The organism is Micromonospora sp. NPDC048842 (assembly GCF_040649935.1).
Taxonomy (GTDB): Bacteria; Actinomycetota; Actinomycetes; order Mycobacteriales; family Micromonosporaceae; genus Micromonospora; species Micromonospora hortensis.
In genome coordinates this window covers 486,836-499,831 of record NZ_JBEZGK010000001.1, presented here as the reverse complement: position 1 = coordinate 499,831, position 12,996 = coordinate 486,836, and the positions used below count along the sequence as shown (strand labels likewise).

The following is a 12,996-nucleotide window of genomic DNA, read 5'->3' as shown; positions in this document are numbered from 1 at the left end:
GGCGGACCCGCGAGCCCAACGGATGATTTCGCCCGGGCCATGGGGTTCGACAGCAAGGAGGACCTGTGGCGGGGCGAGGGGCGCAGACTGCGAGAGGCGCTGGTTTCCGGGGGGGTCGCTGACGAGGTCGCAGTGGCGAAAGGCGTTGCTGGCCCTTGAGATCGTCTTCGCAAGCGACGTGATCGGTTCTGGCTGCGACTGGTCAATCACCACTGGCATCTCTGATGAGGAGACGATCAAGCTCCTGCGCGTGGTGCAGCGGAAGTTGGGCCGCGTAATTTGGACGGCTTAGCGCACGAGACGGTCACCTTGCCATGGTGTGCTCATCCCGGGCGATGTCGGCGGTACTCCAGCGGGAGGTCGCCGAACCCGAGCCCGTTCTCGTCCAGGGCGTTGTAAACGGTCAGCCAGCCGTCCGCGAATCTCAGGCCCACGGTCACGGTACCGGCCGCTAGGTCGTCGCCGGTCCACTCGAGAAGCTCTACCGCCTCAAGCCGCTGCCCGCACCGGGCTGCCAACACGGTGGGGACACCATCGCGCCACCGCAGATGGAAGCCGTCCGATGTCGGCCACTCCAGCCTCTGGGTCACGTCGATCGAATTCCATGTGATCGACAGATCGTCGAACTTCTGGTGGTTGACTTCCAGGCGTTCTCGTGCAAAGTCGAGCACCACCGGGCAGTCAGCGAACCACTCGTCGTGGTCGTCGTCCCACACCAGCCAGGTATAAGTCAGTCGGCGTCCGACAAGGCTCTGCAGCCGGTCACCGTGACGGTCGGCGATCTCGTCGACCCCGTTGAGCCAACCCGGCTGGTAACCCGCGATACCAAAGTCGAACACCACCGGGGGATTGTGCCCGACACCTGCGCCTTCGCGTGCCTCTGGCAGCCCGGGCCGTGGGCCTCATTCATCCGCTGCGGATTATGTGCGGTGTCCGACGGTGCGGCTTCACCCAGCGTGCCCTGAACGGCGTTGAACTGCGCCCAACGACGTCGAACGGCGCTCAACTGCGCCCACCCCTGCCTGTGGCTCCACGTTCTCGCAGGTCAGAGTCGGTGCGGCGTCCTGGTTCACCGCGCAGTGCTCCGCGGATCTGCGGATCAGTCGATAACGCTCTATGTCGCATGGTGGGGGAGTCATGCGCGCCACGCCTGTCGGCCGCTGCACTCCTATTTGAAAGTGACAGTCACCCGGAGGCCGCCTCCTTCCCGGGGCGCGGCGGTCAGGTCGGCGTCGTGGGCGCCGGCGATTGCGTGCACGATGGCCAGGCCGAGTCCGTAGCCGTCCTCGCCGGTGCGGACCCGCTGAGGGCCGAGCCGTTGGAACGGCTGAAACAGCCGGTCGAGGTCGTCCGGTCCCACGACCGGACCCGTGTTCTCTACCGTCAGCGTCGAGCGGCCGCCAACGACCCCGGTCGCGATCAGCAGCGACCCGCCGTCGACGTTGTGTTTGACCGCGTTGTCCACCAGATTCGCGACCAGGCTCTCGACGAGGTCGGAGTCACCTGTGGCCGGTGCCTCCTCTAGCGTGATCTCGAAGTACAGCCGGTCGTCCAGCCCGTCGATCTGTCGTACGTCCAGCACCTCTTGGGTGACCTCGGCCAGGTCGAACGGCTCCGTCCGCTCGATGCCCTGTTCACTGATGGCCAGGGTGAGCAGTGAGTCGATGAGGCGGGCTTGCGAATCACCGAGGTGCACCACCTCGCGCGCCGCGGCCCGCAGCTCTTCAGGAGACGCGGACCGGTCGGCCAGCGCGACCTGCAGCAGGGCGCGTTGAGCGGTCAGGGGCGTCCGCAGTTCGTGCGAGGCGTTGGCCACGAACCGTCGCTGCGCGGCGAAGCTCGCCTCGAGCCGTTCGAACAGGTCGTCAAGCGTCCGGGCCAGCTCGGCCAGCTCGTCGCTGCGGCCGGTCGGCCCGAGGCGGCGGTGCAGGTTTGTGGCTGAGATGTCGCCCGCGGTATCGACGATGAGGCGCAGAGGGCGCAGGAATCGGCCGGCGACAACCCAGCCGAGCAGGATCGCGACGATGGTCATGGCGATCACCGAGAACACCGCGAGCGGCACGACATTGGAGTGCACCTCCACCTCCGGCAGGTCGGCGGGAGTCTGGCCCTCCCCGGCGGGCGCGCTCCGGCTCGCACCGAGCAGCGGGACGAGCAGCAGCACGGTGCCGGACACCAGGAACGGGCCCGCGTAGAGCAGCGTCAGCCGTCGTCGCAGCGTCCAGCGCGGCTTCATGCCGGCCCGACCCGGTAGCCGGCCTCGCGGACCGTATGGATGACGGGCGGGTCGCCGAGCCGCGCCCGCAGCCGCCGTATCGTTGTCTTTACCGCCGTGGTGAACGGGTCGGCCGCCTCGTCCCACACCCGCTCCAGCAGCGCCTCGGCCGGCACCGGTCGCCCGCCGGCGGCCATCAGGCACTCCAGCACCCCGAACTCCTTCGGGCTCAGATCCAGCCGATGCCCGCTCCGGTCGGCGGTGCGCCGCGCCGGGTCGAGCGTGAGGTCGCCGATCCGCAGGACCAGCGGCAGCATGTTGGTCGGGCGCCGGGCCAGAGCGCGGATGCGGGCGATCAGCTCGTCGAAGTCGAATGGCTTGGGCAGGTAGTCGTCCGCGCCGAGCCCGAGCCCCTCGATCCGGTCGCGGACCGTGCCCGACGCGGTCAGCATGAGCACGCGGCTGGCCGGATGCGCGGTGACGATTCGCCGGCACACGTCGTCGCCGCTGAGGCCGGGCAGGTCACGGTCGAGGATCACCACGTCGTACGGTGTCACCACGAGCCGATTCAGAGCCTCGCCGCCGTCGAGGACGACGTCCACGGCCAGGCCCTCGCGGCGCAGGCCGGTGCCGATGGTCTGGGCCAGGATTTCGAAATCTTCGACGACGAGCACTCGCATGCCTCCACCTTGCCAGGCCGAAGGTGTCAACCAGGTGTCAGCCGTTGACACCTGGTTGACACCTGCCGCCGCGTACAACCAACACCATGCATGACGCCACGATCACCGTCGAAGAAGTTCGTAAGAGATTTGGCCCCAGCCTCGCGCTGGACGGTATGACGTTCACGGTCCGGCCTGGGCACGTCACCGGGTTCGTCGGGCCGAACGGGGCCGGCAAGTCCACCACCATGCGCGTCGTCCTAGGGCTGGACGCCGCCGACGAGGGCCGGGCGCTGGTCGACGGCCGCCCCTACCGGAATCTCACCAAACCGCTGTGTCACCTCGGTTCCCTGCTCGACGCGTCCGCGTTGCAGCCGGGCCGGACCGCCCGCAACCACCTGCTCTGGCTGGCACACTCTCAGGGCCTGCCGTCTCGCCGCGCCGACGAGGTGCTGGAGCTGGCCGGTCTCGGGGGCGTCGGGCGGCGCCGCGCCGGCGGATACAGCCTGGGCATGCGGCAGCGGCTCGGCATCGCCGCCGCCCTGCTCGGCGACCCGCTGGCCCTGATGCTGGACGAGCCGTTCAACGGCATGGACCCCGAGGGCATCATCTGGATGCGCAAGTTCCTGCGGGAGCTGGCCCGCGAAGGGCGGGCGGTGCTGGTCTCCAGTCACCTCATGAGCGAGCTGCAGGACACCGCTGACCATATCGTCGTGGTCGGCCGCGGCCGGGTCATCGCCGACGCGAGCGTTGCCGAGCTGCTCGCGGGCGCCGCCAACGGGAGAATCACCGTGCGGTCCTCCGCGACCGATCGGGCTTTGGATGTACTACAGCCGAAAGCGGAATCTGTCCACCCCAACGGCGACGGCACGCTCACGGTCACCGGTCCGGCCGCAGAGGACGTCATCGCGCTGCTCACCGCCGCCCGGGTGCCGTTCTCCGAGGTCGCCGCCCACCGCGCGACCCTCGAGGACGCTTATCTGGAACTGACCCGCGACGCCGTCGAGTTCCGCGCCGCCGCTGCAGGGGAGGGCCTGCGATGAGCTTCCTGCGTACGGTGCACGCCGAGTGGACGAAGCTGCGCACCGTGCGCGGCTGGGTGAGCGGGCTGCTCGCCGTGGCGGTGGTCATCATCGCGTTCGGCCTCGCCCCGAGCCGGACCGGCTCATGCGGGCAGAACGGACCCGGGTCGGAATGCGTCACGCTGCACGGCCCGGAGGGGCAGGAGGTAGTGGACAACTCCACCTACGTGTACCGGACCCTCACCGGCGACGGCAGTATCACCGTCCGGCTGGCGGACTTCGCCGGGCTTCTGCCCACGTTCGACGGACCAAAGACGCGCGACGGGCTGGCCCCGTGGGCGAAGGCCGGGCTGATGGTCAAGGACGGCACAACGGCTGGCTCGGCCTACGCGGCCGTGATGCTGACCGGTGAGCACGGCGTGCGGATGCAGTACAACTACGTGCACGATGAGGGCGGCTCGGCCGCCGCGCACGTCAAACCGCAGCCGGTGTGGCTGAGACTGACCCGCACCGGTGACACGGTCAAGGCCGAGCAGTCGGCGGACGGCAGGGCGTGGGCGCAGGTCGGCACCGCAAGGCTGCCGGGCCTGCCCTCCACCGTCACGGCCGGGATGTTCGCCACCTCGCCGCAGTATTCCGAGCAGGTGAACGAGTCCGTCGTTCTCAGCGGAGTCTCGGGCGGGCCGAGCGTCGCCATGGGGTCGTTCGAGCGGCCCACGACGACCGGCTCCTGGTCGCCCGACTGGGAGAGCGCCGCCGCCGAAGTCAAGGCGGATGCCGGAGAGCAGCCGAAGCCGGGCGGGACGACCGCACGGTCCGAAGGACCGCAGACCGGGTTCGAGCAGACCGCAGACGGATGGTCATTGACCGGGTCCGGGGACGTCGGGCCGGCCGTGTCGGGCGCGGCCGGCGGCGGCGTGACGATCAGCCAGACGCTGGTCGGCACCTTCCTGGGGCTCATGCTGGTCGCGGTCGTCGGTGCGATGTTCACCGCCGCGGAATACCGCCGGGGCCTGATCCGCACCACACTGGCCGCCGTGCCGGGCCGGGGGCGCCTGCTCGCCGCGAAGGCCGTGGTGCTCGGGGGTGTGACGTTCACGCTGGGCTTGGCCGCCGCGTCGGTCGTGGTCACCTTCGGGCAGGAAGTGCTGCGGGACAACGGGGTGTACGTCAAGCCGGCGTCGACCCTGACCGAGCTGCGGGTCGCGGCGGGCACCGCGCTGCTGCTGGCCGGCTGCGGGGCGCTGGCGGCCGGGCTGGGTGTGCTGCTGCGCCGCGGGGTCACCGCGGTCACGGCGGCGATCGTCGTGGTCGTGCTGCCGTACCTGCTGTCGGTCACGGTGTTGCCGTTGCGGGCCAGCGCGTGGCTGTTGAGCGTCACGCCGGCCGCGGCGTTCTCGCTGCAGCAGAGCGAGTCGCAATACGACCAGGTCGACAACATCTACTCGCCAGCCGACGGATACTTCCCGCTCAGCGCGTGGGGTGGCCTGGCCGTGCTGGCCGTGTGGGTCGCGGCGGTTCTCGGTAGCGCCGGGTACGTGCTGCGCCGCAGGGACGCGTGATGATCGGTGGGGTGTGCGCTGGCGGGGCGGAACTGTCCGCGCCGCCGGGTGCTCGGTTGCGGCCGGTCGGCGCTGCCCGAGTTGTGTTGTGCGGGAGGGACGCGTGAAGGCCGCGGTGCACGCTGAGTGGACGAAGTTTCGGACGTCGTCGGGCAACTGGTGGCTGCTGGCCGGCGCCGTGGTGGTGACGATCGGGCTGAGCGCGTTCGTGTCCGGTGCGATCTCGTGCGTTGCCGGCTGCACGGCGGACCTCTCGAAGGTGTCTCTGGCCGGGGTACAGCTGGGGCAGGCCTTGGTCGCGATTCTGGCGGCGCTGGTCATCGGCAACGAGTATGCGACGGGGATGGTGCGGGTCAGTCTCGCCGCGGTGCCGGGCCGGACTCGGCTGCTCTTCGCGAAGGCGGTGGTGCTGCTTGCTACGACCTCGGTCGCGGCGGTGGCCGGCGTTGCCGGGTCGGTGTTGGCCGGGCGGGCGCTGTTGCCGACGCACGACTTCGTGTGGCGGCCGGTGGTCGGGTCGGTGCTGTACCTGGAGCTGGTCGCGCTGCTGAGTCTTGGTTTGGCAGCAGCAGTGCGCAGTCCGGCGGCCACGGCCGGGATCGTGCTGGCGTTGATGTACGCGTGGCCGATCGTGGCCCTGGCCGTCAGTGACAAGACGTGGTCGCGGCGGTTGGATCAGGTCGGGCCGATGTCCGCCGGCGTCGCCATTCAGGCCACGAAGGACCTGGCGACGCTGCCGATCGGGCCGTGGGCGGGACTGGGTGTCCTCGCGCTGTGGGCGCTGGCCGCCATGCTGGCCGGCTGGTTCCTGCTGGTCGGCCGCGACGCCTGACCGCGTTTTGGAGAGCACTGCCGATCCGCCGGGACACGTGCCTGACCCGCCGAGGAGAGCACGGCGTTGTGGTGCGGTGCCGTGCTCTCCAGACCGGGACGTCTGGGAGAGTCTGGGCGTACGGAGTGATGACGTCGGATGGGCGCCGGGCTGAGGACAGCCATCCGGCCGTGGCTCCGGTGCCTGGGTGCTCTCGGCCGTGCAGGCGACCTGGCGTCCGCGCTGCTAGCTAAGACCAAGCTTCCCGGCCCGCTGGCCCTGCTGGTGAACCTCGTCGGTCCCGATCTCCTGAGCGAAGCGGCAAAATGGCCGGCGACAAGCTCCGAGCGGCCAACGCCGAGGCGCTGTCCAAGAAGGAGTTTCTCTCGGCCACGCTGACCGACTTCCGGATGGATCTGGACAAGGGCGAAGAGAACCAGATCCTGATCCGGAGCGTGCGATGAGCCTCATCTGGGCCACCCGCGGCAGGGCGTGGGGTTTCCGTTTCCTACTCACCGGTGGATTCTCGGACCCCCTTCCGGAGTACGAGGCCGCTTTCGCGGAAGCCGGTGATGCGCCGGAGACCTGCCACCGTGTTGGGGACCGAGTCGCGTTGCGCATCGCGGACCCGCTGGGGCGTAAGGATCAGTCTGGCCGGGTGATCCCGCACGAGTTCGTCGTCTGCGGGTCGCAGGCCGGGGAGATCCATTCGGTGGCGGACGGTCTCGCGCTGGTGTGGCCGCAGGTGGCCGAAGAGTCCGAGCGGGTCTGGGAGACGCCCCGGCCGCCCTTCCTGAAACCGATCCCGGACGTCCCGGTTCGCAGCGGCACCGGTCGCACACCGCCGCGAGTGGTTCTGCGGGACTGACGACGTCCTGCTAGGCAACGACGAAGGCGCCAACAAGGTCGTCCTGCTTAACGGCGGCGCCAACACCAGCGGCGGCGATGCAATAGCTAGGCCTGCGCGAGCTTCAGAGTCGCACTGAGCGCCATCGGCGGTGGGGCAATGGGTCGTGTCGCCCCTCGGACACAAAATCTCAGCATCCATGCTGTGTATCGCGTACTGGTGGTCGAGCGCGCTTGACCACGCAAATCTGATCTCAGCGACGCCCTCGACCGAGCCTGTCTCGATCGGGGGCGGTTGTCGTGGCTGAGCATTCTGTGGCTCCCGTTATTCCGCCCGTGCTGCTGTCGGACCGACAGCAGCACGGGCAGCGTCAGTCGCGTGGCGGCACGATGCTGTACGGCTGTGTCACTGGGAGGCAGCGGGCCGAGCGTTCCATGGCCGCGAGATGCGTTGGCGATGACGGCTGCGCGTTTCGCATCAACGAGCGGTTCGCCGACCGAACGTTCGACGGTTACCGGACGATGTTGGCCGCAGGCGCTGGTGGGAACGGTTGACGCAGCGTCGGGCCGATGGCCGTGACCAGCGCTCGGCAATGGGATGTGGTGCTCGGTGAGGGCCTTGCAATAACGTTCGTCCCGCGGACCGCGTCGAGCTGACGCACTCGACGGCAAACGTCGCGCCCTGCCGGGTGGCGCGGCACGCCGGCTTCACCGCCGCTGCGGTACGAACCGCAGCGAGGCCCGCCATGCGGACGGCTCGCACGACATGTACCTACTTGCCCGCATCGCCAGCGTCGGCTGATGGCTGACAGCTCATCAAGCGCGGCGAGTCAGGCGCGGCGGATCGGCTCCCGCTGCCACCAGGTGAGACACCGCCAGAGCCATTCGAGCGGGCCGTACCGGAAGGACCGTAGCCAGAGCACGCTGAAAATCGCCTGCACGACCCCGATCGCCAAGCCCAGTCCGACCACGGCGCCGTAGGAGGATCGGGAGCCGATGTCGAGCAGCGCATCACCGGTCACGATCAGGAACGACGCGGCGACGTAGTTGGTGAGCGCCACCCGACCGAGCGGCGATAGCAGCGCGCCGAGCGGGCGTCGCAGGGCGGTTCGCATCAGCAGCAGGAACCCGACGGTGAAGAGGAAGGCGAAGGCGAGCCCGGCCGGCAGGATCCGGTAGTTGGCGGTTGGGCCGACTCCAGCCCGGAACTGCAACCACCCAGTCACCGCGGCGACCGGCACCGCGACGGCGAGTGCGACCGCGAGTTGCCGGCCCCGCGACGGCAGCGTGTCCGGGATGTCGTACTCCGCGATTGCCAGGCCGAGCAGGAAGAGGCCCGGGATGATGAAGAGACCGTTGAAGGTCAGCGCGGCGGCGAGGGTCAACACGATGCCCAGCCCGAGCGCCCAGCGGCGGGACAGGTACGACGCCGGCAGGAGCACGACCAGCCCGAACACGGCGTAGAACTTCAGCACTTCGCCGGGCTGGATCAGGGTGTGCAGCGCGCCGAAGAGGCCCAGCCAGAGCAGCCGGCGCAGCAGCACCAGCCGGGGGCGATCGGTGCGCCGAGCCGCCGTACGCAGGAAAAGCGAGAAGCTGATCCCGAAGAGCAGCGAGAAGATCGGGAAAGGCCGTTGTACGAAGAGCAGCTCCCAGACGTACGCGCCGAGGTGCTCACCGGCCGGTCCGGAAACCCGGGTCAGGTGGGTCATCTGGACGATGTTGAACATGACGATGCCGAGGAGCGCGAGCCCACGCAGCGCGTCAAGTTCGTCGATGCGGTGGGGCCCAGCCGGTTGCGCCACGGGATCGGTCGAGTGTGCCATCCGGCAATGCCACCGCAGTCGTACCCGGTCGGGACAGGCCCGGAGGTCGCCTCCGCAACCTTCCTTCGTCGCGTTCTCCGGTCCCTTCGTTGGTACTCATGCCGCTCGCCGCGCCGATCCGGGCCAGCCCGGCTAACCTGCAACGCATGAGCGCGGTGGACCGCCGAAAGGTGCCGCCACTCGCCGTCGACGTGCTGCTGGTCGTCCTCGCGGCGGCGGCCGGCGTGGCCCGTGAGGTCGCTTTCCCGAGCGCCGGTTCGAGGCATCTCCCGGCCCTGGTCTGGGTCTGCGCGGCGGCGCAGGTCGGCGCGGCGGCCACCCTGCTGCTGCGCCGACGCCGGCCGTACTCGATGGCCCTGGTTATTGCCGGCGTCAGCCTGCTGGTGCCAGCGTCGGCGGTCTTCCTCGCGCCGTACGCGCTGATCGTCTACGGACGCGACCGTCGGCGGTCCTGGGCGGTGATCGCGGTGCTCGGGGTGTGCTGGCTGCTCGGCGCGCGGCTCTGGACGGTTGACGACCCGTTCAGCGGGCCCGGACTGCTGGCCATCTCGGCCCTGCTCGGCCTCTACGTGAGTGCCCGCCGCCGGCTCGTCGCGGAGCTGCTCGACCGCGCCGAACGCGCCGAGCGGGAGCGGCTGCTCCTTGCCGAGCAGGCCCGTAGCGACGAGCGGCTCCGGATCGCCGGCGAGATGCACGACGTGGTGACCCACCGGATCAACCTGATGGTGCTGCACGCCGGGGCGCTGGGCACCAGCGCGACGGATCCCGCTGTTCGCAGCGCCGCCGAAGAGCTGCGGACGACGGGCTGCCAGGCGCTGGCCGAGCTGCGCGACCTGGTCGGTGTGCTGAGGCATGGCGACCCACCGACAACCCGCGTCGCAGCGGAGGACCGGGCTGCGGAGGGCGACCTGAACGATCTCGTGACCGACTCGCGCGCGGTCGGTCTGCCGGTCCGTCTCGACGAGGAGGGTGACCCGTCAGCACTGGCACCGGCCGTGCGGCGCACCCTCTTTCGGGTGGTACAGGAATCCCTGACGAACGTCCACAAGCACGCGCCGGGCTCGCAGGTGACCGTGTTGATCCGCTATCAGCCGGATCTGGTCCGCGCGACCGTGACCAACGACCGGCCCGACCGTGCCCCCGACCCGGACCTCGCCGCCGCCGGCGGAGGCTCCGGCCTGGCTGGCCTGCGGAGTCGGGTCGACGTGCTGGGCGGCACCCTGGCCGCGGCGGTGACCCCGGAGGGCGGCTTCGCGGTGCGGGCCACCCTGCCCGGGCACGTGCCGACCACCGCCACGCGATGATCCGGATCCTGCTCGTCGACGACGAACGGATGGTCTGCGCCTACCTGCGGACGATTCTCGAAGCAGCCCCGGACGTCGAGGTCGTCGGCGAGGCGTACGACGGCGCAGAGGCCGTGGAGGCGGTGACCCGGTACCGGCCGAACCTGGTCCTGATGGACCTGCGGATGCCGGGCGTCGACGGGCTCACCGCCATCGAGCACCTCACCCGGGCCTCGGCGCCGCCGAGGATCGTCGCGCTGACCACGTTCGACCTCGACGAGTACGTGCTTCGGGCGATGCGGGCGGGTGCCGTCGGTTTCCTGCTCAAGTCGACGGCGCCGGAGGATCTCGTCAACTTGGTACGGGTCGCCGCCGCCGGGCACACGGTGCTGTCCCCGACCGCGACCCAGCGGCTGGTGGCGAGCCGGCACGACGGAGAACGGGTCCGCGAATTGGTCGCCACGCTCACAACCCGGGAGGTCGAGGTCCTCGGCTGTCTCGGCGCCGGCCGCTCCAACCAGCAGATCGCCCGACGACTGCACCTCTCCGAGGCGACGGTCAAGGGGTACGTCTCTCGACTGTTGGAGAAGCTCGGCTGCGACAACCGCACCCAGGCGGGCCTGCTGGCGCACCGGGCCGGCATCCCGGCGAACTGAGAGCACCCGGCTCAGTTGGGCAGCATGAACCGCGTCCAGTACCCGCCCACATCTGGCGCACCCAAGACGGGCGGCCGTTCGGCGTACTTGACGAGCCTCACGGAAGAGCGGCGAGGGCCTCGACCTGTGGTGATGCGGTCAAGCGGTGCGGCGTGACCTATCAGTAGAGGTCGGAGTGGTCCGGTGTTGCTGCACCCGGGATGGCTGGTGTCGGCCGGCGTCTCGGTTCGCCTACGGCTACGTCTGCGCGTTTACCGTAGATCGATGTGAAGCGTTGCGGGGTGAGCTCGCCAGCGTTCGCCGCAGTTCCCTCGTCTGAGGCATCGATCCCACGGGCAGCGCCCTGACCAGGCCCTTCAGCCTGAAGACCTCTTCGGCGAATCTGGCAAGAGCCAGAGGGCCTGATCTGCTGAAACGCGGGTTGGGCGCGCCGGCCCAACGTGAATGCTGTCTGGCTGCCGTTGAGCGGGAAGCTGCGCTATCCACTCTTCTGCCTGCTCGGCGCTTTGGCCGCTACCGATCAGCTATGGGCGGGCTGTCCGTTGTCCTGCGGGCGGCAGGACTGCCGTGCGTGCCTTGACAGGAAGGCGGAGCAGCAGGACAGTCGACATGCGTCATAGACGTTCATCTTTCTACGGCGAGGTGTGCCATGCGGAAGTCGCTGACTGCTGTGGCCGCCATCGCTGTTGCCATGGTCGCCATGATGGCCGCGATCTCACACGCCAGTGCGGCGAACGCGGCGGCCGGCTGTCGGGTGAACTACGTCGTCACCAGCCAGTGGACCGGTGGTTTCCACGCCGACATCGCGGTCACCAACTTGGGTGACCTAGTCAACGGGTGGACGCTGCGGTTCGCGTTCCCTGCAGTCGACCAGCGGCTCACGCAAACCTGGAGCGCCACCTGGGCGCAGGCGGGCCAGCAGGTCAGCGCGACCAATCTGGGCTGGAACGCGACCCTGGGCACCAATGGCTCCGCGAACATCGGTTTCGTTGGCGCCTGGTCGGGCAGCAACCCCATACCGGCGTCGTTCACGCTCAACGGCGTCACGTGCACCGGCGGCGTCCTGCCCAGCATGACGCCGACCCGGACGGGCACACCGCCGGTCGCTGACTACCCGGCGATCGTCACCTGGCTCAGCCCGACCGCCGGCGCGGTGTACACCACGCCGGGTACCGTCCCGCTGGCGGCGGCCGCGACCGTGGGAGGCGGACACAGCATCACCTCGGTGTCGTTCCGGGTGGACGGCGTCACGGTGGCCCGGGGGGTGAGGACGACCGGTGACCGGTTCGAGGCGCTGTGGACACCACCGATCGGGGAGCCCGGCACCAGCACCACCTTCGTGCTGTACGTCTCGGCCGGCACCGACCAGTCGCTGCCTGGCGCTGCGCCACCGTTGCTGGTCACGGTGGTGACGCCGGCGTCCACCGGCACCAACCACCCGCCGGCGGTGGCGTTGAGCACCCCCGGCGGGCAGACCTACTTCCTCGAGCCGACGACCGTCACGCTGGTCGCCGACGTCGCCGACACCGATCCCGGGGACCTCGTCAGCCGGGTGGAGTTTTACCTCGGCGCAACCCGGCTGGCCGTGACGCCGACCGACAGCGGACAGCGCTACCAGTTCCAGACGGCCCTGTCGGCCGGCACGTCGTCCACCTTCACCGTGCGGGTCCACGATTCCCACGGCGGCCTCGGCATCTCGAACCCGCTGACCTTCACCATCCGTTAGCGCCTCGGCCCGGTGCCCAGCGGGCGATCAATCGTCTCCATCAAACTCGCTTTCGTCGACGAGGCCGCCTAGGAACGTCTCGAAGTCGGGGGCGATGACCGTGATCTGGTAGTTCCACTCCTGGTCGACGTGTACGACTGTCGGCTCGCCGGGGAATCGGTAGTCGAGGGCGATCATGTCGTGGCCCGCTGAGGGGCAGTCGACACCCGTCGTCCAGCGCCGAGCGCTACAGCTTCGCAGGGTCCAACCCCAGCACCATCGGCACCTCGTAGGGCCTCCATCCGGGCCGGTCACGTGTACTCGGGCCGGGACAAGTTCGCTGACAACAACCGTGACGAACATGGGAGCGAGTGCGACCCACCCCAAGACGGCGGCACGCACCAGGCGACG

Annotated in this window: 12 protein-coding genes and 2 pseudogenes; 9 read left to right on the top strand and 5 right to left on the bottom strand. The window is 69.5% G+C overall.

Features of this window, described 5'->3' with window-relative positions:
• Positions 1 to 323: 323 nt before the first annotated feature.
• The 3 genes from AB0C19_RS02170 to AB0C19_RS02160 all read right to left on the bottom strand — a co-directional run bounded on the left by AB0C19_RS02170 (position 324) and on the right by AB0C19_RS02160 (position 2,895).
• On the bottom strand, positions 324 to 842 hold the full coding sequence (locus AB0C19_RS02170) for a hypothetical protein (protein ID WP_357178089.1): 519 nt from the start codon (positions 840 to 842) through the stop codon (positions 324 to 326).
• 326 nt (positions 843 to 1,168) lie between these two features.
• On the bottom strand, positions 1,169 to 2,236 hold the full coding sequence (locus AB0C19_RS02165; RefSeq protein ID WP_357178086.1) for a HAMP domain-containing sensor histidine kinase: 1,068 nt from the start codon (positions 2,234 to 2,236) through the stop codon (positions 1,169 to 1,171).
• Positions 2,233 to 2,895 carry a response regulator transcription factor gene (locus AB0C19_RS02160; protein ID WP_357178083.1) on the bottom strand — a complete coding sequence of 221 codons (663 nt, stop codon included), beginning with the start codon at positions 2,893 to 2,895 and terminating at the stop codon, positions 2,233 to 2,235. Before AB0C19_RS02160 ends, AB0C19_RS02165 begins: the two co-directional genes overlap by 4 nt.
• Positions 2,896 to 2,981: 86 nt before the next feature.
• Between AB0C19_RS02160 and AB0C19_RS02155 the strand changes: the two genes are divergently transcribed.
• From AB0C19_RS02155 to AB0C19_RS02130, 6 genes and pseudogenes are all read left to right on the top strand, one after another.
• Positions 2,982 to 3,917, top strand: coding sequence for an ATP-binding cassette domain-containing protein (locus AB0C19_RS02155; RefSeq protein WP_357178080.1), 936 nt, complete (start codon positions 2,982 to 2,984; stop codon positions 3,915 to 3,917).
• On the top strand, positions 3,914 to 5,458 hold the full coding sequence (locus tag AB0C19_RS02150) for an ABC transporter permease subunit (RefSeq protein ID WP_357178077.1): 1,545 nt from the start codon (positions 3,914 to 3,916) through the stop codon (positions 5,456 to 5,458). The genes AB0C19_RS02155 and AB0C19_RS02150 overlap by 4 nt, the downstream gene beginning before the upstream one ends.
• A gap of 103 nt (positions 5,459 to 5,561) precedes the next feature.
• Positions 5,562 to 6,290, top strand: a complete 729-nt coding sequence (locus tag AB0C19_RS02145; RefSeq protein ID WP_357178074.1) for an ABC transporter permease — start codon at positions 5,562 to 5,564, stop codon at positions 6,288 to 6,290.
• Between the two features lie 305 nt (positions 6,291 to 6,595).
• Entirely contained in the window at positions 6,596 to 6,733 is a 138-nt protein-coding gene (locus tag AB0C19_RS02140; protein ID WP_357178071.1) for a hypothetical protein, read from the top strand.
• Between the two features lie 194 nt (positions 6,734 to 6,927).
• Positions 6,928 to 7,137 carry a hypothetical protein gene (locus tag AB0C19_RS02135; RefSeq protein ID WP_357178069.1) on the top strand — a complete coding sequence of 70 codons (210 nt, stop codon included), beginning with the start codon at positions 6,928 to 6,930 and terminating at the stop codon, positions 7,135 to 7,137.
• 622 nt (positions 7,138 to 7,759) lie between these two features.
• Positions 7,760 to 7,917, top strand: a pseudogene (locus AB0C19_RS02130) (GNAT family N-acetyltransferase); the annotation flags it as partial.
• Positions 7,918 to 7,945: 28 nt separating this feature from the next.
• On the opposite strand, the gene AB0C19_RS02125 reads toward AB0C19_RS02130, so the two are convergent.
• Entirely contained in the window at positions 7,946 to 8,941 is a 996-nt protein-coding gene (locus AB0C19_RS02125) for a DUF418 domain-containing protein (RefSeq protein ID WP_357178066.1), read from the bottom strand.
• Positions 8,942 to 9,087: 146 nt separating this feature from the next.
• Here AB0C19_RS02125 and AB0C19_RS02120 point away from each other — a divergent pair, with 146 nt between their 5' ends.
• The 3 genes from AB0C19_RS02120 (at position 9,088) to AB0C19_RS02110 (ending at position 12,606) form a co-directional block, all read left to right on the top strand.
• Positions 9,088 to 10,245, top strand: a complete 1,158-nt coding sequence (locus tag AB0C19_RS02120; RefSeq protein ID WP_357178063.1) for a histidine kinase — start codon at positions 9,088 to 9,090, stop codon at positions 10,243 to 10,245.
• The gene (locus AB0C19_RS02115) at positions 10,242 to 10,880 is read left to right on the top strand and encodes a response regulator transcription factor (RefSeq protein WP_357178060.1); all 639 of its coding nucleotides are present in this window, start codon (positions 10,242 to 10,244) and stop codon (positions 10,878 to 10,880) included. The genes AB0C19_RS02120 and AB0C19_RS02115 overlap by 4 nt, the downstream gene beginning before the upstream one ends.
• A gap of 649 nt (positions 10,881 to 11,529) precedes the next feature.
• Positions 11,530 to 12,606: a cellulose binding domain-containing protein gene (locus AB0C19_RS02110; protein ID WP_357178057.1), complete on the top strand. Its 1,077-nt coding sequence runs from the start codon at positions 11,530 to 11,532 to the stop codon at positions 12,604 to 12,606.
• A gap of 27 nt (positions 12,607 to 12,633) precedes the next feature.
• Here AB0C19_RS02110 and AB0C19_RS02105 read toward each other — a convergent pair.
• Positions 12,634 to 12,807 (bottom strand): annotated as a pseudogene (locus AB0C19_RS02105) (SMI1/KNR4 family protein); the annotation flags it as partial.
• Positions 12,808 to 12,996: the final 189 nt, after the last annotated feature.

Coding starts and splice junctions, on each gene's coding strand:
- AB0C19_RS02165 (WP_357178086.1), bottom strand. CDS start 2,236: ATGAAGCCGCGCTGGACGCTGCGACGACGGCTGACGCTGCTCTACGCG.
- AB0C19_RS02160 (WP_357178083.1), bottom strand. CDS start 2,895: ATGCGAGTGCTCGTCGTCGAAGATTTCGAAATCCTGGCCCAGACCATC.
- AB0C19_RS02155 (WP_357178080.1), top strand. CDS start 2,982: ATGCATGACGCCACGATCACCGTCGAAGAAGTTCGTAAGAGATTTGGC.
- AB0C19_RS02150 (WP_357178077.1), top strand. CDS start 3,914: ATGAGCTTCCTGCGTACGGTGCACGCCGAGTGGACGAAGCTGCGCACC.
- AB0C19_RS02140 (WP_357178071.1), top strand. CDS start 6,596: ATGGCCGGCGACAAGCTCCGAGCGGCCAACGCCGAGGCGCTGTCCAAG.
- AB0C19_RS02125 (WP_357178066.1), bottom strand. CDS start 8,941: ATGGCACACTCGACCGATCCCGTGGCGCAACCGGCTGGGCCCCACCGC.
- AB0C19_RS02120 (WP_357178063.1), top strand. CDS start 9,088: ATGAGCGCGGTGGACCGCCGAAAGGTGCCGCCACTCGCCGTCGACGTG.
- AB0C19_RS02115 (WP_357178060.1), top strand. CDS start 10,242: ATGATCCGGATCCTGCTCGTCGACGACGAACGGATGGTCTGCGCCTAC.
- AB0C19_RS02110 (WP_357178057.1), top strand. CDS start 11,530: ATGCGGAAGTCGCTGACTGCTGTGGCCGCCATCGCTGTTGCCATGGTC.